At 42.9% G+C, this 23,975-nt stretch carries 31 protein-coding genes; 4 read left to right on the top strand and 27 right to left on the bottom strand.

Going from position 1 to position 23,975, the window contains the following annotated elements; translation table 11 throughout:
• Positions 1 to 6: 6 nt before the first annotated feature.
• Entirely contained in the window at positions 7 to 1,614 is a 1,608-nt protein-coding gene (locus PHEP_RS09155) for a putative Ig domain-containing protein (RefSeq protein WP_015807661.1), read from the top strand.
• Positions 1,615 to 1,622: 8 nt separating this feature from the next.
• On the opposite strand, the gene PHEP_RS09150 is transcribed toward PHEP_RS09155, so the two are convergent.
• Positions 1,623 to 2,012, bottom strand: a complete 390-nt coding sequence (locus tag PHEP_RS09150; protein WP_015807660.1) for a group III truncated hemoglobin — start codon at positions 2,010 to 2,012, stop codon at positions 1,623 to 1,625.
• Positions 2,013 to 2,196: 184 nt separating this feature from the next.
• On the opposite strand from PHEP_RS09150, the gene PHEP_RS09145 reads away from it, so the two are divergent.
• On the top strand, positions 2,197 to 2,568 hold the full coding sequence (locus tag PHEP_RS09145) for a DoxX family protein (protein ID WP_015807659.1): 372 nt from the start codon (positions 2,197 to 2,199) through the stop codon (positions 2,566 to 2,568).
• A gap of 68 nt (positions 2,569 to 2,636) precedes the next feature.
• Here the strand turns inward: PHEP_RS09145 and PHEP_RS09140 are convergent, their stop codons facing one another.
• The 5 genes from PHEP_RS09140 to PHEP_RS09120 form a co-directional block, all read right to left on the bottom strand.
• On the bottom strand, positions 2,637 to 3,014 hold the full coding sequence (locus PHEP_RS09140) for a GreA/GreB family elongation factor (protein WP_015807658.1): 378 nt from the start codon (positions 3,012 to 3,014) through the stop codon (positions 2,637 to 2,639).
• Positions 3,015 to 3,443: 429 nt separating this feature from the next.
• Entirely contained in the window at positions 3,444 to 4,079 is a 636-nt protein-coding gene (locus tag PHEP_RS09135; RefSeq protein WP_015807656.1) for a DUF6266 family protein, read from the bottom strand.
• Positions 4,080 to 4,084: 5 nt separating this feature from the next.
• On the bottom strand, positions 4,085 to 4,579 hold the full coding sequence (locus tag PHEP_RS09130; RefSeq protein WP_238326456.1) for a C40 family peptidase: 495 nt from the start codon (positions 4,577 to 4,579) through the stop codon (positions 4,085 to 4,087).
• 86 nt (positions 4,580 to 4,665) lie between these two features.
• Complete coding sequence (locus PHEP_RS09125) at positions 4,666 to 5,310, bottom strand: DUF6266 family protein (RefSeq protein ID WP_015807654.1); 645 nt, start codon at positions 5,308 to 5,310, stop codon at positions 4,666 to 4,668.
• 80 nt (positions 5,311 to 5,390) lie between these two features.
• A complete protein-coding gene (locus tag PHEP_RS09120) occupies positions 5,391 to 5,741 on the bottom strand; it encodes a hypothetical protein (protein WP_143715721.1) in 351 nt (116 codons plus the stop codon).
• 305 nt (positions 5,742 to 6,046) lie between these two features.
• On the opposite strand from PHEP_RS09120, the gene PHEP_RS09115 reads away from it, so the two are divergent.
• Entirely contained in the window at positions 6,047 to 6,919 is an 873-nt protein-coding gene (locus PHEP_RS09115; RefSeq protein WP_015807652.1) for an Rpn family recombination-promoting nuclease/putative transposase, read from the top strand.
• Positions 6,920 to 6,923: 4 nt separating this feature from the next.
• Here the strand turns inward: PHEP_RS09115 and PHEP_RS09110 are convergent, their stop codons facing one another.
• From PHEP_RS09110 to PHEP_RS09020, 18 genes are all read right to left on the bottom strand, one after another.
• On the bottom strand, positions 6,924 to 7,535 hold the full coding sequence (locus PHEP_RS09110) for a Crp/Fnr family transcriptional regulator (RefSeq protein WP_015807651.1): 612 nt from the start codon (positions 7,533 to 7,535) through the stop codon (positions 6,924 to 6,926).
• A 54-nt stretch (positions 7,536 to 7,589) separates the two neighbouring features.
• A complete protein-coding gene (locus PHEP_RS09105) occupies positions 7,590 to 8,636 on the bottom strand; it encodes a hypothetical protein (protein ID WP_081436871.1) in 1,047 nt (348 codons plus the stop codon).
• A gap of 69 nt (positions 8,637 to 8,705) precedes the next feature.
• The gene (locus PHEP_RS09100; RefSeq protein WP_015807649.1) at positions 8,706 to 8,966 is read right to left on the bottom strand and encodes a hypothetical protein; all 261 of its coding nucleotides are present in this window, start codon (positions 8,964 to 8,966) and stop codon (positions 8,706 to 8,708) included.
• A 146-nt stretch (positions 8,967 to 9,112) separates the two neighbouring features.
• Positions 9,113 to 9,592: a MauE/DoxX family redox-associated membrane protein gene (locus PHEP_RS09095; RefSeq protein ID WP_238326455.1), complete on the bottom strand. Its 480-nt coding sequence runs from the start codon at positions 9,590 to 9,592 to the stop codon at positions 9,113 to 9,115.
• 2 nt (positions 9,593 to 9,594) lie between these two features.
• On the bottom strand, positions 9,595 to 9,939 hold the full coding sequence (locus tag PHEP_RS09090; RefSeq protein WP_015807647.1) for a hypothetical protein: 345 nt from the start codon (positions 9,937 to 9,939) through the stop codon (positions 9,595 to 9,597).
• Between the two features lie 73 nt (positions 9,940 to 10,012).
• Positions 10,013 to 10,648, bottom strand: a complete 636-nt coding sequence (locus tag PHEP_RS09085) for a Crp/Fnr family transcriptional regulator (RefSeq protein ID WP_015807646.1) — start codon at positions 10,646 to 10,648, stop codon at positions 10,013 to 10,015.
• Between the two features lie 79 nt (positions 10,649 to 10,727).
• A complete protein-coding gene (locus PHEP_RS09080; RefSeq protein ID WP_015807645.1) occupies positions 10,728 to 11,495 on the bottom strand; it encodes a TetR/AcrR family transcriptional regulator in 768 nt (255 codons plus the stop codon).
• A gap of 270 nt (positions 11,496 to 11,765) precedes the next feature.
• On the bottom strand, positions 11,766 to 12,188 hold the full coding sequence (locus tag PHEP_RS09070) for a hypothetical protein (RefSeq protein ID WP_015807644.1): 423 nt from the start codon (positions 12,186 to 12,188) through the stop codon (positions 11,766 to 11,768).
• The gene (locus PHEP_RS09065) at positions 12,189 to 12,491 is read right to left on the bottom strand and encodes a hypothetical protein (protein ID WP_015807643.1); all 303 of its coding nucleotides are present in this window, start codon (positions 12,489 to 12,491) and stop codon (positions 12,189 to 12,191) included.
• Positions 12,492 to 12,743: 252 nt separating this feature from the next.
• Positions 12,744 to 13,040 carry a DUF2683 family protein gene (locus tag PHEP_RS09060; protein WP_015807642.1) on the bottom strand — a complete coding sequence of 99 codons (297 nt, stop codon included), beginning with the start codon at positions 13,038 to 13,040 and terminating at the stop codon, positions 12,744 to 12,746.
• 255 nt (positions 13,041 to 13,295) lie between these two features.
• The gene (locus PHEP_RS09055) at positions 13,296 to 13,610 is read right to left on the bottom strand and encodes a helix-turn-helix domain-containing protein (RefSeq protein ID WP_015807641.1); all 315 of its coding nucleotides are present in this window, start codon (positions 13,608 to 13,610) and stop codon (positions 13,296 to 13,298) included.
• On the bottom strand, positions 13,580 to 13,942 hold the full coding sequence (locus PHEP_RS22050) for a helix-turn-helix domain-containing protein (RefSeq protein ID WP_015807640.1): 363 nt from the start codon (positions 13,940 to 13,942) through the stop codon (positions 13,580 to 13,582). The genes PHEP_RS09055 and PHEP_RS22050 overlap by 31 nt, the downstream gene beginning before the upstream one ends.
• A 5-nt stretch (positions 13,943 to 13,947) precedes the next feature.
• The gene (locus PHEP_RS09050) at positions 13,948 to 16,350 is read right to left on the bottom strand and encodes a glycoside hydrolase family 2 protein (protein ID WP_015807639.1); all 2,403 of its coding nucleotides are present in this window, start codon (positions 16,348 to 16,350) and stop codon (positions 13,948 to 13,950) included.
• 258 nt (positions 16,351 to 16,608) lie between these two features.
• Positions 16,609 to 16,854 carry a hypothetical protein gene (locus PHEP_RS09045; protein ID WP_015807638.1) on the bottom strand — a complete coding sequence of 82 codons (246 nt, stop codon included), beginning with the start codon at positions 16,852 to 16,854 and terminating at the stop codon, positions 16,609 to 16,611.
• Positions 16,855 to 16,917: 63 nt separating this feature from the next.
• Positions 16,918 to 17,217, bottom strand: coding sequence for a type II toxin-antitoxin system RelE/ParE family toxin (locus PHEP_RS09040; RefSeq protein ID WP_015807637.1), 300 nt, complete (start codon positions 17,215 to 17,217; stop codon positions 16,918 to 16,920).
• Positions 17,217 to 17,462 (bottom strand): hypothetical protein, encoded by a 246-nt coding sequence (locus PHEP_RS09035; protein WP_015807636.1) that lies wholly within the window; start codon positions 17,460 to 17,462, stop codon positions 17,217 to 17,219. Before PHEP_RS09035 ends, PHEP_RS09040 begins: the two co-directional genes overlap by 1 nt.
• 159 nt (positions 17,463 to 17,621) lie before the next feature.
• Positions 17,622 to 17,918 (bottom strand): DUF1016 N-terminal domain-containing protein, encoded by a 297-nt coding sequence (locus PHEP_RS21605; RefSeq protein WP_015807635.1) that lies wholly within the window; start codon positions 17,916 to 17,918, stop codon positions 17,622 to 17,624.
• Between the two features lie 236 nt (positions 17,919 to 18,154).
• Positions 18,155 to 19,342: an aminotransferase class V-fold PLP-dependent enzyme gene (locus PHEP_RS09020; protein WP_015807634.1), complete on the bottom strand. Its 1,188-nt coding sequence runs from the start codon at positions 19,340 to 19,342 to the stop codon at positions 18,155 to 18,157.
• 337 nt (positions 19,343 to 19,679) lie between these two features.
• On the opposite strand from PHEP_RS09020, the gene PHEP_RS21600 reads away from it, so the two are divergent.
• A complete protein-coding gene (locus PHEP_RS21600; RefSeq protein WP_015807633.1) occupies positions 19,680 to 22,169 on the top strand; it encodes a PAS domain S-box protein in 2,490 nt (829 codons plus the stop codon).
• Here the strand turns inward: PHEP_RS21600 and PHEP_RS21595 are convergent.
• The 3 genes from PHEP_RS21595 to PHEP_RS09000 are packed head-to-tail and all read right to left on the bottom strand — an operon-like array spanning position 22,134 to position 23,957.
• Complete coding sequence (locus tag PHEP_RS21595) at positions 22,134 to 22,586, bottom strand: helix-turn-helix domain-containing protein (protein WP_015807632.1); 453 nt, start codon at positions 22,584 to 22,586, stop codon at positions 22,134 to 22,136. The two genes, PHEP_RS21600 and PHEP_RS21595, sit on opposite strands and share 36 nt — an antisense overlap.
• A gap of 11 nt (positions 22,587 to 22,597) precedes the next feature.
• Positions 22,598 to 23,623 carry a hypothetical protein gene (locus tag PHEP_RS09005; RefSeq protein WP_015807631.1) on the bottom strand — a complete coding sequence of 342 codons (1,026 nt, stop codon included), beginning with the start codon at positions 23,621 to 23,623 and terminating at the stop codon, positions 22,598 to 22,600.
• Between the two features lie 43 nt (positions 23,624 to 23,666).
• Entirely contained in the window at positions 23,667 to 23,957 is a 291-nt protein-coding gene (locus tag PHEP_RS09000) for a hypothetical protein (protein WP_015807630.1), read from the bottom strand.
• Between the last annotated feature and the right edge of the window lie 18 nt (positions 23,958 to 23,975).

The raw sequence follows: 23,975 nt of genomic DNA, 5'->3' as shown, positions 1-23,975 counted from the left end.
ATAAAGATGAAACAATTTATAACAGGCTGCTTACTTTCCTTTGGCATTTTATGTCTGACCAATCACCTGGTAAAGGCGCAGGGCGCTCCGGATACCTTAAAAAAATATATCCTTACGCCTGCCCCACCCCAAACTCCGCGCATCAACGGGGCCAGAATATTTGGGCTCCGTCCAGGCTCTGCCTTCCTTTATACCATCCCTGCAACAGGCATTCGCCCGATGCACTTCGGAGCTTTGAATTTGCCAAAAGGTTTAACCGTAGACCCCGGTTCTGGCCGGATAACGGGAAAAATAACAGAACGCGGGGAATATGAAGTAACCCTGACCGCAAAAAATTCATTAGGAGAATCTAAACGGACATTTAAGATAGTAGTGGGTGATCAGATAGCCCTAACACCTCCAATGGGCTGGAATAGCTGGAATTGCTGGGGCGATGCCGTAAGCCAGGAAAAGGTATTGAGTTCGGCCAAAGCAATGGTAGAAAAAGGCCTGCTGAATTATGGCTGGCAATACATCAATATAGACGATGGCTGGCAGGGACTTCGTGGTGGAAAATACAATGCCATTCAATGTAACAGCAAATTTCCTGATATGAAGGGTCTTGCCGATGAAGTACACAGGATGGGACTTAAAATAGGAATTTACTCTGGTCCCTGGGTAGGAACCTATGCCGGGCATCTCGGGGCTTATTCTGACAATGCCGATGGTACGTACGACTGGGTGAAACAAGGGAAACACAATGAATTTTACCGTTTTGCTGATCCTGAGAAAAAGGAAAAGCATGGCATAAACTACCACCACGGCAAATATTCATTTGTGAAAAATGACGTACAGCAATGGATGGACTGGGGAATGGATTACCTGAAATACGATTGGAACCCCAACGATGTATACCATGTAAAAGAAATGAAGGACGCATTACGTTCTTATAAACGGGATGTAGTATACAGTTTGTCTAACAGTGCCCCTTACGGAGATGCCACACAATGGGAAAAAATGGCCAATAGCTGGAGGACTACCGGTGATATCAGAGACACCTGGGAGCGGATGTGCCAGCTTGGCTTTAATCAAACCAAATGGGCCCCTTTTGCCGGTCCCGGACATTGGATAGACCCGGATATGCTGGTAGTAGGGATGGTAGGCTGGGGACCTAAACTACATTATACAAAGCTAACTGCTGATGAACAATACACGCACATCAGTTTATGGTGTTTACTCGCTTCTCCCCTGTTAATTGGCTGTGATATGGCCCAGCTGGATGACTTCACCATCAGTTTGCTAACCAACAACGAGGTGATTGATGTAAACCAGGATCCAATGGGCAAGTTTGGTATGCTGGTCGCTGAAAATGGGGAAACAGTGGTATATGCCAAACCGCTGGAGGATGGTTCAATGGCTGTTGGTCTGTTTAACCGTGGACAAAAATCAGAAAAGATCACTGTCAACTGGAAAACCCTGGGATTAAGGGGCGAACAAACGGTTCGTGATCTATGGAGACAGCAGGACGTTGCCAAATCCGATCAGGAATTTTCATCAGAAGTGAACCCGCATGGTGTCCGTTTTATAAAAGTATATCCTGGAAACAGCAGAACACAGGCAACTTCCGGAAAATAAGCTGCTTATCAGACCAGTATAACTTTATCTGCGCCACCCTTCATATTTTCAATCTTACTTAAAAACATAATCGCCATCATATCAGCTTTCTTTTTTGTTTCTTCCGCCATAGTGCCTTCAAAATAAGTATCTATAGTTTGCCTGAACAGCAGCAGCCAGCGTTCAAAATGTTGCTTCTCCAGTGATAGCGGGGCATGTTTGGCAAAGGGATTGCCTTTAAAACCGGGCACACCAAAAAGAGCTGCATTCCAGAAATTATACATCTTCTCCAGATGTGGCTGCCAGTCGGTAATTACTGCACTAAATATTGGCCCGATCAGTTCGTCCGACTGAACCTTATCATAAAAACTGTTTACAAACAGTACAATATCTTCAAAATTAGCGAGTTCTGTTTTCATGGGATCATTAATAATATATAAATACCTTTTTATCTTTTATTGTTTTTAGTCTTCTTGCACTTGTCGCAAACGCCCCCTAACATTGACGTTTCTACCCGCCAGAGGTCTGATCATTGAATGTTACTTTTGTATAAGTTAAATTAATAACTAAAAACAGTAAATTAGAATATAAACAAAAAACATCATGAAAAAGGACAAAATTATTTTTTGGGTTGCCACCATTCTTATTTTTTTATTTGAAGGTGTAATGCCGGCATTTACCTCTCAAACTGAATTAGCTAAAGAAGGTATCAGACATCTGGGCTATCCGGAGTATTTTGGAAACGCACTGGTTGTATTTAAAGTTTTAGGTTCAATTGGCCTGGTTGTTCCCCAAATAAAAGGTCGGTTTAAAGAGTGGATCTATGCCGGCTTCGGATTTGATTTTATATTTGCCTGCATCAGCCACTGGGCTGTAGATGGTTTTGGTGGACAAGCGCTCTTCCCACTGGTAGTTTTAGCTATCCTGGCCATCTCTTACATTTATTACCACAAATTAAACAAAGCAACTGTTTAGCAACACCTTTTTAGCAGAAAAGAACATCTTATAATACAAATACCGGCCAAAAGCCGGTATTTGTATATTTATGCTAACCTGGTAACCTCTTCTATCCTGTAAGCTTTAATGCCTTCTGGCATTTCCCATTTTAATTCAGAACCCTGACTATAACCCACCATAGCTACGCCAATGGGCGATAAAATAGAAAGGGTATTGTGTTTATTTCTGGCCTTTGCAGGCGGAACAAGTGTATAATTAAACTCTGCACCTGTTTCCAGTTCTTTAACACGTACACGGGTATTCACTGTTACCACGTCGGCAGGAATATCCTTACTCAGGATCTGCCTGGCATTACGAAGTTCCTGTTCCAGTTTTTCCTGGTTATATTTACTTAGTTTTCTTCTTCTGATGTGATCTTTTAACAAGTCAAAAATTCCCGTTGATAATATAATTGATGTAGTCATAATGTAATTGATAATGTTTAAACAATAAGTGCTTTGATTTTTCCTCTCCAGCTGTTATGGTTTGTAAGCTTTGTGGCCAAAAAGAAGAGTACAAGAAGGTTCAACCATAGCTTATTATGCCCCCCTAGCCAGAAAAAACAATAAAAAGAATAATTAAAAGGAACTCCCCAAACCTGTATAAGGCTGGGGCTTATTTGATAAAGTCCTTACTGCTTTTTAAAAAAGCATCTCCCAGTTCAAATTGGATGGAAAGAAAACAGTTAAACATAGCAGTGGCCACTCGCAACTGATTTGCGAATTTTTCATCCAGCCTTCTGTTTAATTGTTTAAATGGGTTCATTAAAAGCAAATGTAGCCCAATTACCCCCGATAAAAAAATATTTGGACATTGAACCAGGTTTTATGGCAAAATTATGCCAAATGGAAGGCTCATACCATCAATGCACCCAAATAAACACTTGTACTTACGGCATTGCCTTCAACATTTACAAAGTGCTGCCAGGCATGTACAACATCACCTGCAAAATCTTCCGGCAGCTGTAAAACCGCATGTCTATCCGCCCGCGCTGCTGCATTTGTAAAAGTAACAAAGGCTTCTTTTGCCGGGTTGTAAATGATAAAGCTGGCCTTATCACTGTCATTGCTAAATACAGATGCCGGGCCATTGCCCCATTTAATGCGCAATACTGCATTTACCAGACACAAAACTTCCAGTATCCAGGATGCCAGCAATTCGCCCCTGCTAAATATCGCTTTCTTAAAATCTAAACCATAATCGGGTGCATCTCCTGTTACAGCTTCCCTCAGGTGATAAGATACTGCGCGGTTCATAGGCGTCTTATCTCCCGTTAATATCTGGTACCCTATATTGATGATGTTTAGCAGGGGCTTTAACCAACCCATTACCAGTGCAAACTTTAAGCGCTGGTTGATCTGTTTTTGAGTAGGCCCTTTAGTGGTTTCAGGCAAGCTTCTTAAATAAGCTATGCCCCGGCATGTGGCACCAACCACATTGCCAATTTTTCCGGATATCGCTCCGTTTATTCCATTTTTATATCTTGCCATAATGTTTAATTGTTAATTATCCAATCTGCATACGCGTTAATCGTTCGCTTATGCCTTAATCTTTGATACACCCCCGTACCTTCCCTGCTCCCATCCGGCGATGAATTTCCCTCAATGCTGTAAATCCAGTTATCCTTAACCTTTTCCACCAAGCCTACATGCGCAATCCTTTTCAGGCTCGGAAACCATATCCCAAATACATCCGCAGGCTTGGGCTCCTTTACAATCCTTGATATCGGAAACATTGCAGGCGACCAGGCCGTCCTGGGCTGGGCATAACCAGCTTTCCCAAAAACAAAAGAAACATAACTGGCACACCATGGAGCTGGCACTTTAATCCCTGTATAGGCCAGATATTCAGCAACCCGCTTACCATCATTATTACCCCTCAGCTCTCTTACTCCTATCTCTGCCCGTGCAATACACAACACGTCATTGCGCTTTCCCGTCATCTCGACAGAGCGCAGCGACGAGAGATCTCTTGAACTATACCTAACCAAGAGATATCTCCTATCGTCGATATGACGCGCGTGAAGTACATTAAGAAAGTTAAAACAAGGGCGGTGCCGCGCACCGCCCCTTTAAATTAAAGCACAATAAACTCCCCTACATACACACTATCACTCACCTGCTTACCATCCGCACTTACAAAAGATATCCATGCATGTACCCCATCACCAGAAAAGTCGCCCGGTACCGACAATACATAAGCCTCTGCCGATCTTGGCGCGGCAGCAACCAGTGTAACCAGTTTGTCTTTGGTTGGGTTATAAACCAGCAAAGTTGCCTTATCCGTACCATTGGTACTGTCAGGCTCAGCATCATTAACCCAGGCAAAGTCAAGCTTAGCGGCAAGGGTAATGTTTACTTCAGCTCCTTTTGGCGCAAGCAAATCACCTGCACTAAACACTACCTTCTCAAAATCAAGCGCGTAATTCAAGCTGCTCGTACCAGTAATGGCATACTTCAGGTGATAAGAAGTAGCGGCGTTCAACGGCGTGATCCCGTTGTTGAATTTCTGGTAGCCTACATTGATCAAAGCTTTAATCCGCTTTAAGAACAACGATACCAGTGCCATTTTGGCCCGTACATTTAACTGTGCCGCTGTCGGGTTATCTTCACCAACATCAGGCAAACTCCGTAAATAGTGAATCCCGCGCCAAATTGCGCCAATTACCGTTCCCACCTTTCCTCGAAACGGGCCGAGGATGCCCTTTTTGTATTTTCCCATGTCTTTTAATTTTATGGGTTCATTGACGTTTGCAACCTTTTTAAGCTGTGGTTAGCAACGATAGCATCAGCATTTCTTTATTACCTGTAAAACTGGTAAGCTGGCATCCGGTCTATCATCCTGTTTATGGCATTCCTAAACTCTTCCACACTTCCACGCCAGTCAAACGGCACTACAAGCCGCTCATTGCAGCCCAGCTTTTCCAGCCAAAGCTCAAGGGCAACCATCCCTTTTACAACGCGGCAATTCAATATCCATTCCAGGCCTTTCAGGTTGGTCAGCCGATAAGCACAATCCTGGCTGGCTCCGGTATCAATGGCCATAATCAGCTGTTTCATCCTGCCCGCAAACTGAAGCGCAGCACACATTCTATCTATCCGGGCCGAAACATCCCCATACTTTAAAACCAGGCTCCCCAGGTTGTCCTTCATTAAATACAGGTTTAACAATAGTAAATGTTTACTCATTATCTTTCCTCCTTTCTTTTTATTATTATAAAGCTAATTTACGGACTTAGGCACCCCAAAAAGAACCAAATTTGGGTATAATTAAACGCATTTTTGGCTGCAAACTCAACATTCCATCCAAATTACATTCTAAAAACTACCATCCCTCACATACTTAACCATATTATATTTCACAATATCAATTAAAACCGAAAAATTAGCTGAATTTCTGCCAAAGCAAGCTTTACAATTATCACTAATGTAGCTTTGCTAAACCTAAACCAGCAAAAATGCCAGAAAAACCAAATCAGGTAGCCGCTTTAAATCCTACAGATCAGGTCACCTCTAGATATATCAATCCTAAAACCGACTTCGCCTTTAAACACTTTTTCGGCAAAGAATCCCATAAAGATCTACTGATAGGTTTTTTAAACGGCATATTTAAAGGCAGGAAGATAATTGTTGATTTAGAATACAACCAAGTAACTCATCAGGGTATTTCCAAAGAAGATCGCAAGAACATATTTGATCTGAACTGCACCGGCAATAAAGGCGAACGCTTTATTGTAGAAATGCAACAGGCCAAACGTAGTTTCTTTAAAGATAGAATGATCTATTATACCTCAAACCTGATTTATCAACAGGGCATATCAGTCAATTCAGATTGGAATTATGAGTTACCAGAAGTGTATTTGGTTGCTATTATGGATTTTAGCTTTGACGATACACATCCAGATCAATATGAACATGATGTACGGCTAATGGATGTACACACTCATGCCGAGTTCTATAAAAAATTAGGCTACATTTTTATTGAGATGCCGAAGTTTAAAAAAGTAGAAACGGAATTGGTGACCAATGAAGATGGCTGGTTGTTTTCCTTACGGTACATGAATACATTAAAAGAAATTCCGTTATCTTTGAGAGACAAAGAAGAATTTATTAAATTATTCAACATAGCAGAAGTGAGCAACCTAGATCCGGATGAAATGAAAGCTTATCAGGCCAGCCTAAAAATTGCGAGGGATAACTATAGCCATGATGAAACTATAAAGCGCGAAAAGGCTTTTGAAATTGCAGCTGAATTAAAAAAGAATGAAGTTTCTTTTGAAATTATAGCCGCTGCTACTGGCCTTACGCTTAATGAAATCGATGAATTATAACCAATCATCTGCTCTTCTTCTTACTCCTGTCCTTTAACAGCCTGCTCTTTTTGCAATTGCCCAATGTGCTTTGGCAAATACCCAAAAAGGCCCCAATGTCCTTATTCGTCAATCGGGCACGCAATTCCGGAAACATGTCGTAAAAAAGTGCATACCGCTCCCCTTCTTTCTTCATCAAAATCCGCAGCTGCAGGTTTCGCAGCTCCAAAATTTCAGCCCTAATCCTTTCCATCACTTTCTTCATTTCGGGATATACCATCTCCATCTCATCCAGTTGCACTTTGGTAATGGTTATCAGTTCACTATCCTCCAGCATTACAATATGTACAGTCGTATTTTTGTGCCCGGCAAAAAATACTTCCAATAACAAGATCAGGCTATCTGCTGTCCATATCTGGAAAATCTCTTCTTCATTATCTTCATTTAGCCAAAAGGCCTTGCACATTCCTGAAATAAGGTAATGTACTTCATGTACATTCATTCTGGGTATCAAAAGCGAAGTTCCCTTTTTTGAGCTTGTCAAATCCAGTGTTCCCTCATTTTCTAAAAGGATTTTTAACCCTTCGCTAATTGGATATTTTTTATTTAAATAAGTGATAAGTTTGCGTTTAGGCATAATAATAAGATTGCGTTATAATTTAGATCATCGGAGTATATACTACTGGCTTTCTCACTCCGGCAATTCCAGCGCATACCTGGTCAGGTATTGCCCTGCCACTGCATACAAACTGTTCCCCAATACCTTAAAACTACTTATGGGTACCTCTTTATATTTGGGCAGGTAAAACGAATAACAGTATACCTGTTTCTCCAGATCGTACACATCTATTGCCGCACTTTTCCTGAACAGCGTCAAATCCTCGTCCTTACCCATCAGTTTCGATTGCACAAACAAATATTTGCCCTGGTTTGAACAGTTTGCATTTACCATCAGGCTGGGCGAAGCAAAAGTGAAGGACTTTTCAGCACGCAGCTGGTCTACCTTAAAGCGGGCCGAATCAATCGGGTCTAAGGTCTTTATTTTCTTTACCAGGTTCAAGTTGGTATCTATCAGCAAGATCTCGTTGCGGTAATGGTACACATAGGTCAGCATGTGCAACTGCCGGTTATACCTCAGCATGCCATCCGTACAAAACAGGCCATCTACCTGCTTCTCAAATATCCCGGTATTGCTCATGCTTTCTCCTGGCACACGCACTTTGCGCAAACTATTCGCCCGGGTATCGGTGTCTATAAAACGGAAAACCATCGTTTGTGTGCCCAGGGGCTGCAGCTGTGCAAAGTATGGTGCTTTTATATTATAAACTGCTGCCTTCCAAACACCAGTACTGCCTTTCAGGATGCTGCGTTCCAATCCATTGTACAGGTAAAAAGAACCGGAATCTACATAAGCCTTATAACTGCCCTTTAACTTTACCTCCTGTCTGTTCAGCTCAAGGCGAATGCTTACCGTATCCCTTAACAAAGGTCCAACCTTCAGCAAATGGCCTATGGCCGTTCCGCTGGCCAGGTAAACGGAACTTCCGGCCTCACCGGCCAGGTAATACGAATTGTATTTTATATCGATGGCCTTATGGCCTTTAACCAGCCCAAGCAGCTTCCTTTTAAAGTTATAAGTAGCCGCACGCTGTTTAAGCGCATAGCGGATGGTTAAATACAGAATAGGTAAAGATGAAAGTACAGCAACAATGATCAGTAAGTAGTAGAATTTTTTCATAGATTTCATTTTGAGGGTAACCAACCCGCCAAACCATTTGGTTCAGCGGGCATGTACAGCTATCAAAAACTAGTTTTGTCTGTACAGTGGAATGGTACAAAGGCCAGTCTCTGTATCCTGCAGGTAAGCATCGCCTCCGGCCAGCAGCTGGCAGGCATTGCCTGTGTAGTTTACATCACAGGTGCCAATTACATTGCCTGGGGTAGTACATTCACCCTGGTCATTGTAAGGCGATCCCAGTAAAACACTTGTTGTTGGTTTTGCCGTGGCAAACACAGTGCTCACAGCAACACAGGCCACTGCAACGAGCATTAAAAATGGTTTTTTCATTTTGTTTAAATTATAAGATTAATGCCTACTCTGTTTTAATCAGGTTTTTCAGCTTCCACCTGTTCAACGCGCATTGAATATTTTTAACACACCTCGTCATCTCGAGGGAAGCGCAGCGACGAGAGATCTCTTGTTTTAGAGATGGTTCAAGAGATCTCTCCCTGCGGTTCGAGATGACGTGTGCTAGCATCACGAAACCGGCGGTAAAACCCCAACCACAACCCTATTATCCCCAACCCCACAAACCCCACATTAAACCACAAATGCTCCGACCATTGCATCTGCTCCAAAACACCACCACAATGGCAAACCGGCCTGTCACTGAACTTCAAAATCGCAATGATATATGCTGTAAACATGAACATCAATCCATAACTGGCCCATAAGGCGGGCACCAAAGTCTTTCTAAAAGCCAAACCTATTGCAATCAATATTTCAATAGTAGGTACATACCAGGCAACAAGCAGTGTAAAATCTGAAAGTATAGGCGATTGTGCCAGCTGCACCTTAAACTTTTGAAAGTCATGCAGCTTGCTAAATGCCGCATATAAAAACAGCAGGATAAACAGATACCTGATCGCATCCAGCAGCAGCATACACCAAAATCTTTTATTCAATTTTATCATATTCAAATTATTTTAAAACCAGTTTTAAACGCTTCAAATCCGCCCTCCCAATCAAACAGCATCGTCCCGGTAGTCTGCTCTGTTTTCAACTTCAACCCCAAATACACCCTGTTATCAGCAAACCTCAATTCAAACCTATACTTCCTGCCCTGCACATCAGCCAGCGTAAAAAGGCTGTGTGGCTTGGCTCCCGCATCCACCGACCTGATGAACTGTACTACCTCTGCTGCCAAAGGAATAGCATCCAGCAATCCGCTAATTTTGTAGTGTTTCATTTTTGTTTTCAGTATCATACTTCCCGTCACCATGCTGTCTAAATAAATCTTTACCTCCAAAGGATTACTCATAAATTATATCTGGTTAATGATGTAAAAGTAAGGCAGGCCAGCAACCCAGAAGTGGCCGCTGGCCCACAAAGGCCTAGTATTTTAACAAACTTTTATTTTTTAGTTTGCGTCTGTTTTTTCTGAGCACATTTATAGTCATGCTCAAAAAACAGGCAATACAGGTATCCCTTATCGGGCTTTTCTTTGGTGGCAGCAAGCCTTTATACCTTTTATAAAATTCAAGGATCCGCGTTTCTATATCTTCTATCCCTAATAATGAAGCACGCGACTGCTCCTTGGCCGCATTGTGTTTAGATGAAGTTTTAAAGGCAAATGCTTTCATACCATCCCAATGCTTATAAACAGCATCCATGCAGGCACTGCTGATGCTCCAGAGCAGGGTATCCTTACAAAGCCAGATGCAATAAGGCGATACTTGCTGCCGCATAAAGCAGTCCATTGCCACAATGCTGTTTTCGCGGTAAATGCGAAACAGGTACCTGTCCTGTTCATGGTTGTAGCCATATACCAGCACAAAGCCACGCACTACATAATAAGCTTTTTTGGGTATTTTGTTTTCTTCTTCAATCCGGCAGGCTTTGTTACAAATTGCCTCTACTATCATGTTTTCCCATAGATAGTCTTCCAGCCCCGCAGGCAGCGGTATATCCGGGTCTATGCTTTTCAGCAAGGCCATCAGCCTTGCAAAAGCGATTTTGTTGTTTAACATTTAAGATTACGTTAACCGTTTGTTTGCCGCTATAGCTTTCCTTTTTAACAGCTATACCTGGCACAGTGCGCAAGGCACCCTATATTTCTCTCTTTTTATCATAACACAAGTCCATAACCCAATTCAAGCCATCCCGTACCTTTTCTGTCAAAAAGGCACCTGCAAAAAGGAGCATGTTGGTTAATCTTGCCCAAATCTGGTTCTTCCTTTTCAGCGCTGCTTCCTCCCAAAAAAACTCTATTTGCCGGGCAATCGTATCCCTGAATACCTGGTAGTCGCGCGGGTTGTTAAGGTCCCTGCCGGCAATGCTGCTCCTGTTGCGCCGGGCATGCCATACCGGATAATAGATCCCACCCAGCATAGAACAGATCCCCGACCTGAAATCCACACCTGTACCCTCAAAATAAGGATCGCTCAGGACCAGCAAGGGTTCCATATCCTTTTCCAGCTGTACCGACAGGCTGTGCATCAGCGGATCCCATACCCTTACCTGCTCAAAAACAATCCCCTGCACCTCCAGGTCGGCAGCAAACTGGTCAAAATTGCTTTGCATCATTTCAATAAACATCAGCTTTACGTCACCGGAACTGGCCATTTCGGGCAGCATAAATTTTTCAAAGTTCCGTTTCCGGTAATCCCTTAGTTCAATATACCTGGCCTTCAGGCCATTCAAACTGCCAAAGCGTTTGTTTATCATCCCCGGGTCCATACCTATCATTCTGGCTACCCGTGTAGCGGTAATGGCCACAAAGCCATCTTCACGCACAATCTGTCCGGTCGCCTCCAGGGCCTCCCTTTCCGTTCGTTCCGGATCCCTAATTTTGTTCTTTTTCTTTTTTGTTACCATACCTTATTGCTTTTGTTCCATGTTAAATAAATGTTAAATAATTTGGGAAGCGAAGGTAAAAGGTATTTTCAGCATAACCTTTGCGTTAAGGGGCATTATTTCTGTTCATTTTTACTGATAATCAGATGGTTACACCAAAAATAAAGGCATAACAATCCCCTCAGCTTCAGGCTGTTTTTTGTTCCGCTTGTAAGCGGGTTTAGGGGAAATAAAATTGCATCCGGATTCAGATGCAGCGATGAGTGTAGCGTTATTTCATATTTGGTTTTTTTAAAATAATTTTTCCAGTTCGGTGATAAAGCCAACTACATCCATTACTACGGCGTAGTAAACCAGGTCTTCAGGGTCCTTTTCCGGTTCAACGGTAACCAGTATCGCAAAGGCCAGTTCCATAGCTTTTACCAGGTCTCCGCTTTGCTGGTATTCCCTGGCCCGCCGCATCAGCACTGTGCTTACCTCTCTTATCCCTTCTTTTGCTATTTCATTTAACTCACCCCAGCGCTGCTGATAAATGATCAGCCCTTTCAGCAGGTAAACTGTTTCCGCGTAACTAAAGTCTAAAAAACGGAATATCATTTTGTGCAGCAAGATCCGGTCGTCCAGGGCATATTCACGCAGGGTAAACAAATGCCCTTTTTCCGGCAATTCTGCAAGTACCTTTTCCAAAGCAGCAATGTATGGCAGTATGTTCATTTATTCAGTGTTTCCCTTCATGATATGGTATCCTGCTGTACCGCCAATCAGCCAGGCAAACAACATGTTCAGGTCAATTTCCATCACATCATCCAGCAACTGAACTTCCATTTCGGCTATAAAAGCATCCAGGCCAAACTCTGCCATCATCTGTATTTCGCGAAAGTCTCCGGCCGTATTTTTTAATGTGGTAGATACCACTACAATGTTATCACCATGCAGGTCAACCTCAATACCGTCAGCAGTTGTAAACTGGTTGGCGTTTGCCCAGAAACGGGCCAGTAGAACGTGTTTATTTATCATAATTATTTAATAACTAAATCATAAAATCTGCCCTTTTTGTCATAAAAATTCTGACAAAAAACAGCGCACAAAAAATGCTGATGTTTAGGTAAAGCTTACCCAACAGCATCAGCTATCGTTAAAATGTTGTTATGAAAAAAAGAGGAGGTTAATAGTTAAGTGGAGATTTGCTGGTATGTCTTAACCGAACGATTCTTATCTGTTCTGGTATAATCTTGTATGAAACCCTGTAATTATATTTTTCCAAAACTACTACCATTTACTTGCTTCTGTCTTTAAATCCTCAATTGTGGTAAATTTGCCCTGTTCAATTTCAGCATCTCCTTTTTCAAGATCTTTATTGTACTGCGCAAGTGTTTGAGGTTTTTCAGACTTGAAGTCAATATGCAACGCTTTCATAAAAGCCTTAATAGCAGCCAGCTGCTCTTTGGTTTTTGGTTGTACAATTAGCGTTTCCATAGTACAAAAATAACAAATATTCTGCCAATAAGATAATGCTCCAACATCCTGTCTGGCACTTGTTTTCGAAATCAATTGTTTTACTGCCATAATCAATCAATGCTAATAGGACAAATATAAATTAATTATCAATATTAACCAATAATTAATTTATTGTACCAATTGGCAACATTTTGCAAATAATTCCAGATATCTGCAAATCCAATTTCACAAACAACATTAAATCAAAGAACGATCCTCTCTCCTTACCAATATTTTGATGAATCTCAACTTAAAAAAACCGGGAGCTGCCTATACCCCCGGTTCCATTACTAAACTATGTTTATGAAAAGAGAGCCGTTAATTTCACCGCCGCTCAAAACAAGCCAGCAATCTTTTCTGCAAACCCATCACTTCTATATTGGTCAACCTCAGTTTCTCTTTCAGCTCCTCGTTCTCCTGGTGCAACACCATTTCATCTTCGTCCAGCAACCAGCAAACCTTTACGCCCAGTATAACAGCCAGTTGCCTTAACCTGCCTAGTGTCAATTCCGTCATTCCGCATTCAACCTTACTATAGGCCGGAACAGAAATATCCAGCTGCGCTGCCATATCGCTCTGTGTCCAGCCCCGCTTTTTCCGCAAAGCCCTCAGCTTTTGGCTAACGTTGATGTCGAACATAACCTAACCGAAACTTTATTGATATAGCTAAACAGGTAATCCGGGCCAGAAAAACCCAAATCCTCCGCCATTTCCTGCATCGATGATACCACATTACCCAGCATCATCCTTTCCACTTCCTCAAGCACCCGGTCATAGATCAGTTCATAAACCGTTTTGCCCAGGTAATCAAAAGCCAGGCGGTTCAGCCTAAATACATTTTCTCCAAGTACATCCGCATAATAATCGCCCTGTTTTTGACGCTTAAAATGCATGTCAATTAAGGCCTGCAGCTTCAAAACTATTTGCATATCGGGTGTGGCATAGCTAAAGTCCATGTTCCTGATGCTCATAGCGATTATTCTTTACCCCGGTTTTGATCAATCGCCGCCTGAAAGGCCTGTCTGTCACTTTCACTGATGCCGCTGCCAAACTTTTCCAGGTAAGCCGAAGCTACCGGAACATAAGCAGCCCAATCTTTCTGGTTGTACAAATGGATGGTCCTGGCCCTCAAAAACATTTCCTCTCCAGGCAAACCATAAGGCTTTATCGCAGCTTCTACCGCATTCCAATCCGGTTTGCTGTCCGCTTTGGGCACAAAGCCAGCAATCACATCCGCATAAATCACATTCATCGCTTTTACATATGCAGTACGGTCTGTACCGGCCTGTTTCAGCAAAATGGCAAAGCCCTTATCTGTCACCTTTTTGGTGATGCTTTCCATAAAGGCGATGTCCTCAGCCGAATAAGGCTCTTTCAAAGTATTCATATATGCTGCCCCAAACCTGGCCGTACCGGCCTTATCGCCCGTTTGCCCAGCCATCATCACCAGCTTTTTCAGAAAGGCAGGATCCTTTTTGCCTTTTAAATACTCCTCAATTGCTTTGGCATAAACCAAAGCCGGCTCCGTCAGATCTGCATCTTTAGCCGAAACCAACTTTGTCATGGCCAGCCAGGATGGCGCGGCAACCTCCGGATTCAGGCCCTTATGGATCTCCCTCAGTTCCGCAAAAGGGACCTTTACCACTTCCCGGTCATAGGTCATCAGCCCGTTCTGCTCTCCCTCCACATCAAATGGCTGGGTGTAGATGGAGGCAGACAGACCTTCTTTTTCCAGCAATTGCAGATGCTGGTTCATGATCTTATACTTGGCCGCCAGTGCAGCAGGCTTTTCCTGAATGTAACCCCATGCCGAGCCACTTAACCACTGATGATCAGGGATAAACACCCCGATGCCGCCAAACTCACCTAGCACCTGTGCCTTGCCGGGCTGTTTCAAAGCATTCATCGGGTCGGGATAAGCATGCACATCGGTCATATCTGCCGCTACATAAGGGTTTTCCCTGGCTGCACGCAGCTTTTCGTTTACATACAACAGCTCACCTGAGTGGCCGTTCACTATCCTCGATGGGTCGTTCCCTTTCATCCATTTGGTCAGGCGTTCCTGGTCATATTGCCCCCAGGCCTCGTTAAACAATACCCATGTGGTAATAGAGGGGTAATTGTGCAGTTGCGCCATGGTCTCTTTGGCCCCTTTTTCAAAAGCAGCTTTGGCACCTTCCGGCAATCCCTGGTTGGGGTTTACCATATCTTGCCATACCAGCATGCCTATTTTATCGGCATGGTAATACCAGCGGGCAGGTTCTACCTTAATGTGCTTGCGGATGGTATTGAAACCCATAGCTTTTATGGCCCTGATGTCAAAGGCCAGGGCCTCATCCGTAGGGGCAGTGTACAGGCCATCCGGCCAAAAGCCCTGGTCTAAAGTACCGAGGTTAAAATAGGGCCTGTTGTTCAAAAATATCCTGTCCACACCTGCAGCGTCCTTGTCCACACTAATCTTCCGCATCCCAAAATAGCTTTTAACTTCGTCATCACCTAGCTTAACCGTAATGTCATACAAATGCGGGTTACCTGGGCTCCATAACTTTGCATTAGGTATTTTTATTGTACCCTTAGCCCCATCGTTCGTCATCTCGAGGGAAGCAAAGCGACGAGAGATCTCTTGTTTAGACACTGGATCATAAACAACAATTTCGGGCTTACCCTTTCCCTTCACCTCCAAATTCAACACGCCCTTATCCACATCCGGTGTCATCACCAGTGCTGCTATCGAAACCTCTGGTACCACCTCCATCCATACCGTTTGCCATATCCCGCTACTTGGGGTATAATAGATATTTTCCGGCTTCAGCACCTGCTTGCCATGCGGGCCAATACCCTCACCCGTCGGGTCAAAAACCTTTACTACAATCTCATTATTGCCCGCTTTCAGGGCAGCTGTAATATCAAAACTAAACTCGGTATAACCGCCTTCATGTTCGCCCAGCAAAGTCCCGTTTACATACACCCAGCACTGGTAATCAACCGCGCCGAAATTCAGCATTACTTTTTCTCCGGATTTAATATCGGGACGAGCAAATGAGCGTTTGTACCATAAGTTTTGCGAGGGCAACAGCGCTTTCTTCACACCCGAAAGGGCCGATTCCAAAGGATAAGGCACCAGGATCTTGCCATCAAAAACAGCAGGCTGCGCGGCATCCTTAGCCGTAATGGCATAATCCCATAGGCCGTTTAAATTTGTCCATCCCGAACGTACCATTTGCGGGCGTGGATATTCTTTTAGCGCGTTAACAGGGCTAACCTGAACGGCCCAACGAGTTTGGATGCTTACAGGTTGCATTTTATATTGTCCTTTCACCGAAAGGTTAAAAAAAGTAAACAGCACAACAGCAAAAATGCTGCACACAGTAGTTTTCATGATATTTATATTAAGTTAATTGTAGGGTCTAATGGAATTAAAACATGTTCCATTTTCTCCAAATGATATACAAACGTATTGCAGATTAAGAACTTGAAATTATACTATCCAATTAAAAAGCTATACAAATAAACTTACCAAGTTCGGTAGTCTCATCCTGGGCTGCATGTCTATATGCATTTGGCCAAAATGGCCACATACGCTTATATCCTTGCAGTCACATCTGCCTGTTGTGCTTAGATATGCTATTATTCAGCGTTAGAAATCATCTTTTTTATTAAAGAAACCTGGCCCAGGTGATAGTAGCTGTGCCTCTTTATCTTTAAATACGGTAACAGAGGCTATTTGTTCCGGGCGATATTGCTGCAAATCACTTTGCAATACATTAACGCTATCCATAAAAAAAACAGGGTTGCTTCCAAGCTTTTTTAAAACCCTTTTTGGTGATTGGGCAAAACCAATTAATGTGATAAAATTGAACAGGATAAAAGCGGTTAATTTCATATTGCGAATTTATAATGAGCCAAGATAAAAAACGTATCTCATTTCTAGCTCGTAACAATACGTTTATTTCCGGTATTTATTGGTCGGAATCCGTTTCTGGTGATATATCGCAGAAACAACTATAGTTCCGTTACTATCTTCAATGAAATAAATAACAGTGAAGGGATACTTTTTCAGATTATATTCATAAAAATGCTTGTATTCATTACGCCACAATAAAGGATAATCACATATAAGCTTTAAGGCACGCTCTACTGCATCAACAAAACCAACTGCAGCAGATAAATTTCTGTCAGCATACCAGATTACAGAATCTTCGTATTCTTTTTGAGCTTCAGGATGAAGCTTATAGACAAATGACATTATTTATTCCTGGAAGCGAGTATATCGTAAATTCTTTGCTTACTTTCTTCTTCAGATACCAATTCAACATCACCATTTCTAACATCAGCAAAACGCTGATCCAAAACAGACTTTAGCTCATCGGTATACGTAGTCATTTCACTTTCTACCTCAGTTTCCATCATGGTATAGATTGCCCTAACCTTTTTGTCGTCTGCTACTTCAAGGTAGTTGTGCAATTTTTGTCTAATAGTTGCTGTAGTCATCGTTTTTCTATTTGTACTGCTAATTTACACATAAACCAGCAAACAACCAACATATAGTAAAATACCTGAAGCAATGCCAATATTCTTCCGTCAGGTGCTAAAAGCACCTGATTACATCGTTCTAAAAATTGTTGTTGTTGTTGTTGTGAAGGCGGAACCCTACTTATTCTCCATCTGGTTTTCTGTTTCTACTATTTTCAGTTCCCGGTTTAATTCCTGCTGCAACTCTTCTTCTGTAGGAAGGAATGTTTTATATTTTGAAGCAAAAACCTGATTATTCCAACTTAATTCGTCACGCAGTGCGTGACGAATTTGAAAATGACTGTAAAACAATCGCATATACTTAAGATTGGTCTCAGTATATCCTTTTCCATAATCTGCACCTATTTTTTCAGAAAGCTTTTTAATCAACTCGGCACCATATCCGGCTCTTTCAATATTCTGACTCTGCCACATCTGTCCATCTATGATACCAAATTGATGTACTAATTAATTTCTTATATTTATATTATGAAACTCTTCAAACCCGTAAGTTCTGTCGACCAGCTAATTCTTAGGCTAGCAATATTTAGTATAATTGAAATTTTATTTTTTAGATTTTTACTAAATTATAGCTGGGTGTTCATTTTCCTCTTTTTGATTATGTCTATGGGGTACGAAATCATTAAGTTCTACTACAAAAAATCAAAGGTTTAATTATTAATCCGCCTCAACAGATCGCACATGGCTGCTATCTCGGCTTCAGTATTGTAATAGTGCAGTGATGCTCTTACGATACCCTTAAGTTGGTGCTTATCCATATAGATCGGTGTTGCTTGTTGCCCGCCAAAAGACACGTTGACGCCGTTCTCGACCAGCTTATCCCTTACCAACATGCTGTCGATACCATTGACCGAAAAGGTAACAATGCCGCACTTTTCATTGCCCATATCATGAACCGTTATGCCAGGTATACTGTTCAACGCTGAACGGGTAATATCTGCCAGGTATTGAACGCGGTGCCAGATACGTTCTAAGCCGATGGCGAGGGCATACTCGATCGCTTTACCCAACCCCAGCGTTAAGGCCCTGCTTTTCTCGTATAATTCAAAGCGGCGGGCATCATTGCGCAAGTTGTAGCCGTCCAGGCTTACATTACCTGCTGCAAGAAAGTCCTTAAGTACCGGTGAAAGCCTATCCTGGACACTTCGCTTAACGAACAGAAAGCCTGTACCACGAGGGGCACGCAAATACTTACGGCCAGTAGCTGAAAGGATATCGCAACCAATCGCTGTAACATCGATGGGATATTGTCCGGCTGTTTGGCAGGCATCTATCATATACAGCACCTGGTGTTTGTTGGCCACTTTGCCGATATCGTTGATAGGTAGGATACCACCACCCGATGATGGAATGTGTGTTACTGCGATCAGCTTCGTGTTCGGGGTTATCGCGTTTTCAAGTTCGGCCAATGGAAAGTTGCCATGTTCGTCGTTGGTAATTACAGTCACTTTAACACCTCTCTTCCGGGCATCAGCCATACCTACAATATTAGTAACGTATTCCTGTTCACAGGTAATGATCTCGTCACCATCAGCCAAGGCCAAACCTTTAAAAGCAGTTCCCCATGCTGCACTCGCGTTCTCGAAAATGGCTACTTCGTCTTTGTTCGCGCCGATCAGGTCTGCGATCAACTGGTAAACACCCTCGATACGGGCAATGTTCTTATATTCGGTCTCGTAGCCACCATAAGTTGCTTCTTCTTTTAAATAGTCAACTACAGTATCGATCACTACGTCGGGCGGCAAAGAAGCACCAGCATTGTTGAAATGTACCAGGCAGGAGCAGCCCGATGTATCAGCCCGGTATTTGTTCAACTCTTGTATATTAATGCTATTCATATCTTTTCATTTGCACGAAAGCTAGTAAAACTGCTCTGCATTATCAACAGGTTTTATACGGATATAGGTTTACCATGGGGCTCTATAACATAAAGCCATAATCTGGTTTGCCATAATTTTTTCGCACTTTTTAGTAAAACTTTCTCACTGAAGTCAATGTTTATTTTCTTTGAATCTTCGACGTTGATTTGTCCATAACTAGTCGTAGGATAATAACAGTCGAAATCAAAGGTTTTTACGGAATTGGTGCTGTTTGTGATCTTTGCAGTTATATGTAAGTTACCCTGTATTTTGTTTCTGTCGATTTATTATTTTAGGCGTCTTAAAAGCTATTTGTATGAGTGATCCGATAAATGTACTGAGTGCTGAACAATTAAACTATATCCTCTCATTCTCCCCCACGGCTACTGCTATTCACGTAGGTGAACAAGCACAAATTCAATTTGCCAATGATGCTATGCTTGCCATTTGGGGCAGAGGTAAAGAAGTGTTGGGAAAAACTTTGGTCCAGGCGATGCCTGAACTGGAAGGCCAGCCATTTGTAGAGATGTTTGCAAGAGTCTGGCATGAGGGCATCACCCTTTCAGGATCGGACACTCCGGCCGAAATCCTGACCAATGGAGAACTGAATACTTTTTATTTTGATTTTGAATACCGGGCCATTAAGAATGAGGTAGGAAGCGTAATAGGCATATTGCACACGGCTACAGATGTGACAGAACGATACCTCAACAGACGTGACCTCGCGATGGCGATACAAAATAAGGAACTGCTGGAACGTGAGCAAACATTGAATGAGGAATTGGCTGCATCAAATGAGGAGCTAAGTGCCATTAATGAAGAGCTGCTGACAAGCCGGGAAGAACTTGCCAGAATGAATGCGGAACTGGAATCGATGGTGCAAGAGCGGGTAAAAGCATTTGCAGAAAGTGAAGAGCGTTTCCGGTCTATGGCCGACAACACCGATGTATTGGTTGCCGTAGCAGATGAAAGCGGAAGGCGGTTTTACTTCAATAAAGCCTGGTCGAAGCTTACCGGAAGAACAGCCGATAAGCTTATGGTTTCGGGATGGCATGATCTGATCCATGAGCTGGACAGGCAGCGGTTCCAGGATGTGCATGGAGCCGCGTTTGCAAAACGGGCATCCTACTCAGATGAGATAAGAGTGCTCGGACAAGATGGATCCTACCATTGGCTGGTAAAAAAAGGAACACCCAGATTTCTATCTGATGGAACCTTTGCCGGATATATCAGTTCCTGCATTGATATTACCCAAAGAAAACTGGACGAGCAGAAATTGCAGTCCCTCAATGAAAAACTGGCAGCGTCTAATGAAGAATTTGCTGCGTTGAACGAAGAGCTGGCTACGACGAACGAAGAGCTTGCTGCTTCTTATGATGAGCTGGTGCTCAGTGAAGCGCGTTTCAGGAATCTGATCAAACAAGCTCCTGTAGCGATCTGCGTCATTAGGGCTAATGATCTGATGATCACCGAAGTCAACACCGGGTATTTGGAACTGGTCGGCAAGCAGTTGGCGCAGTTGGAAAACCATACAATTTGGGACGCAGTGGCAGAGGCTGCCGAAGTCTATGCGCCGCTTATGCAGCAGGTGATCTCTACCGGAATCCCTTTTCACGCCAGAGAGCATGAGCTAATACTGGTACGTAATGGCATTGATGAAACAGTATTCGTTGATTTTGTCTATGAACCGGTGACTGATCTGCAGGGACAAGTCACTTCAATTATGGTGGTCGGTAATGAGGTAACCGATAAAGTATTGGCCAGGAGGCGCATAGAAGATGCGGAGGAGCGCAGTCGCCTTGCGATAGAAGCGGCTGAAATTGGCACCTACGAATTCAGCTATATCGATGGATCCCTTACCAGCTCAGAGCGGTTTAATGAGATCTTCGGGCTTCAGGAACCGGTAAGCAGAGAACGGGTACTGGCAACCTATCATCCCTTAGATGAGGGTGTGAGTGAACAGGCGCACGCCATTGCCAAGCAGACCGGACGCCTGTTTTACGAGACACGTCTGTTGCTAACCGGTGGTGCACTCAAGTGGATACGTGTGCAGGGTAACGTTCATTACAGCAGCGAGGGAGTGCTAAAGAAGCTGTTAGGCACCGTGATCGACATTACTGAGTTCAAAAGATTGCAGCAGCAAAAGGATGATTTTATTTCTATTGCCAGCCACGAACTAAAAACCCCGATTACCAGTCTTAAAGCATCCTTACAACTATTAGAAAGAATGAAGGCAAATCCTACGCCAATGCTATCCCGGCTGATAGAACAGTCCAACAGAAGCATGGAGAAAGTTTCTGTACTGGTCGATGATTTATTGAATGTAACCAGGATAAACGAAGGTCAGATGGCGCTGGTAAAAAAGAAATTTAGTTTTAATAAGATGATAGACGAATGCTGCTCACAGGTTAGGCAACTGGGAACACATGAGCTTGTTGTGCAAGGCGTAAAGGAACTGCAGATTGTGGCGGATGAGAACCGCATCGAGCAGGTGATTTCAAACTTCGTAACCAATGCAGTAAAGTATGCCACGGCCAGCAGGGAGATTTTTCTTAAAATTGAAGATCTTGATCAGCAGGTTAAAATATCGGTAAGAGACACCGGCCCCGGCATTCCAGCTAATAAACTGCCACATTTATTTGATCGGTATTTCCGGGCCGACCAAACGGGTGCCCAGGTCTCCGGTTTGGGTTTGGGGCTCTATATCTGCGCTGATATCATCAAGCGGCATGGTGGAGAGATCGGGGTCGACAGCATTGAAGGTGTTGGTTCAACATTTTGGTTTACTATTCCTATTGGAGGATAGCGGAAGGGCATCGTTCAATTCAAGCCGCTGACAGATTTTCATTCCCCTCCTCCAATCCTTCGCCCTCAGCCCTGTCATTTTTTTAAAAAACCGGCAAAAGTACGACGGATACTCAAAACCCAGTTCATATGCAATAAACTTAATAGGCATACCACCAACAAGCAGCAAACGCTTGCTTTCCAGCAAAACCCGCTGCTGTACCAGCATAAATACAGTTTGCTGCGTATGTTCCCTGGTAATATGATTTAGTTTTTGAATACCAAGCGCCAACCTATCTGCATAAAAAACCGGGTCTTTTTCCTCTTTATAATGTTCATCAATCAATTGCTCCAATCTGGCCAATATCATTTCCGGCGAAACATAGATTTGTTTCAGCACCGGTACATAATTCTCGTCTATGGATTGATTTGAAAACACGATCGTAAAAATTAAAAATTCAACCTATAGATATACACACACTCCTTATACAGCCCAACAAAATACTTCCCATACACCCTAAAGTCCCGCAGCTTCTGGTCCTTAAAATCGGGGATGTACAGGCTAAACTGGTACTTGCCATTACCTACCTTGTAAACATCTACTGTAGCAAGGCCTTTTAATGATTCTTCCGTTTCATTTTCTGCTTTAATGGCCGATTGTACAAACAACCATTCTTCATTAACAGCAGCTTTTAAATTAACACGCCTTGGTGGGGCAGCCATTCTTAACGATTTATCCGACTCTACCCGGGCTACCTTTACTTGCGCAACCGAGCAGGTGTCTATGGTTTTACCGGTATACAATACCTTAAGATTACTATCCAGGCATAAAAACTGATTTTTATAATGATAACTGTAAAATATCTTTGAACCATCTGGTGTGGCACAAAGCGTACCATCGGTAGCAAACATGCTGTTGGCCCGGCCATCCAGAACCAAGGGTTTATCTGTGGCACCTGGTGCCTGCTTAACCAGGCTGTTTATCAAACTATCCTGCACTACCCGTAAAATAAATATATCCCTTCCTAAAGGCACAACTGCAGAAAAATAAGGTAGCCTGTTCCTCCTTCCAAACACAGCAATACCGGTATCAGCTTTAAAATAAGTTCCGCTCAGGCCATCCATCAAATAGGCTGTTCCCTGATGCAGGCTTAGGTAAATGCCTTCCAGTAAACCACTCCAATCTTTTAGCAACATCTGCACCGTATCTGCTTCTTTTCCAGGCAAACTGATCTTCAACAATTCAGTAGGCTTTGCCCAATTGCCTAAAAACACTTGCGTACTATCTCCGCCTGCCAGATAATGCAGCTTACCCATTACCGGTACAAAGCCAATACCCTCTATTTTGTGCGAAGGGATTTCCCGGATAAAGCCGCTGCCAATATGATGGTCCGGATTGGAAATGTAGGCCATTCCCATCACCAGCAACACACTGCCCAAAGCACAAAACAATAAAGTATAAATTCGCTTTTTCATCAGATTAAATGAGCGGCAGCACAAGACTGCCGCATGTTTTATTTTACCATTCTTGGTGATACAACGGAACTACACAAGGGCCCGGGTTAACACCACCTCCAGGACTAGTATAAGCTGGCAGTGATGGGTAGCTGGCACTATAGTAAGTTGTACATTGATCGCCTGTATTATAGGTTGTACAGTCGTCATCAGTAATCAGTAAGGTCATACACTGAAAAGTGTTCAGGGGATTCTTGGCAGAACAAACAACAAACTCAGGCTTTGCTTTAAAAGCGAAAGTGGCAGTCAGGGCCATGGCCACCGCACCTAAAAGGAAAAACTTTTTAAATCTCATTTTTTAAGTTTTAAAGAT

Origin of the sequence: Pedobacter heparinus DSM 2366 (assembly GCF_000023825.1) — a bacterium.
GTDB lineage: Bacteria > Bacteroidota > Bacteroidia > Sphingobacteriales > Sphingobacteriaceae > Pedobacter > Pedobacter heparinus.
This window is presented reverse-complemented; position numbering and strand designations above follow the sequence as displayed.